This is a genomic window from Roseateles sp. P5_B10 (assembly GCF_056400485.1).
Genome location: NZ_JBFULE010001339.1, coordinates 1 through 904, shown reverse-complemented (window position 1 = coordinate 904; position 904 = coordinate 1). Strand labels below are relative to the sequence as shown.

Here is a 904-nt window from a genome sequence, read left to right as displayed (position 1 = left end):
CCCGTAACTGACTGGCCGGCGTAGTATCAAATCCCGGTGTCACTCGATGCACCGCGCAGGAGACGATCATGGCCCGCCTCGCCAGCGCTGCAGTACTGAGCCTCTCTGTCCTTTGTGCTATCCATGCCGTCTCGGCCCGGGCCGACGACAACGCCAATCCGCGCTGGCAGGCGCGATTGCAGCTGAACAGCATCGACAGCGGCAGCGAGGCGCAGCAGCCCCATCTTGGCGGCTCCCGCGTGCTCAGCGCCAACCTGCTTGGCGACTACTACCTCACCAGCTCTGGCTTTTCCAGCCTGCGCGGCGGCCTTCGTGCCACCGGGGGCCTGCTGCTCGGCCCGCTGTCCATGTCGCAAAGCAGTGGCGGCCTGGCCCTGGGCAGCGGCCCGGTCTCCGCGGGGCGGCGCAGCCTGTCGCTGAACGGCCCTGACGGTTATTCGCTGGACAACGCCAATCTCTCCTACGTCGGCATCGGCTACACCGGCCGCGTGCACAAGAGCGGCCTGGCCTTCAGCGCCGACTTCGGCCTGATGTCAGGCTCCTATGGCAGCAGCCTGCGCCTGGGCCGTAGCAGCGCCCAGGGCTTCGAGGACGCGATGCGCGACCTGCGCTTCAAGCCCTTGCTGCAATTGGGCTTGGCGTACAGCTACTGACGCTCAACCGGGCGCGTCCCGGATAATTGCCGTTTTGCCTTTTGACGAGAACAGCAATGAGTGACGTTCAGCAACGCATCGACGACCTGGTCAAGTCCAATCGCGTCGTGCTCTTCATGAAGGGCACCGCCCAGTTTCCGATGTGCGGTTTCTCCGGCCGCGCCATCCAGATCCTGAAGGCCGCCGGCGTGACCGATCTCAAGACCTTCAACGTGCTCGAGGACGAGGAAGTGCGCCAGGGCATCAAGGAC

2 protein-coding genes are annotated in these 904 nt (G+C 65.0%); both read left to right on the top strand.

Annotated elements, in window-relative coordinates:
- Positions 1–68 precede the first annotated feature (68 nt).
- Positions 69–653: a hypothetical protein gene (locus AC1DU6_RS33160; protein WP_477862563.1), complete on the top strand. Its 585-nt coding sequence runs from the start codon at positions 69–71 to the stop codon at positions 651–653.
- A 56-nt stretch (positions 654–709) separates the two neighbouring features.
- The coding region (locus AC1DU6_RS33155; protein ID WP_477862561.1) for a glutaredoxin domain-containing protein at positions 710–904 on the top strand (195 nt) is incomplete at its 3' end.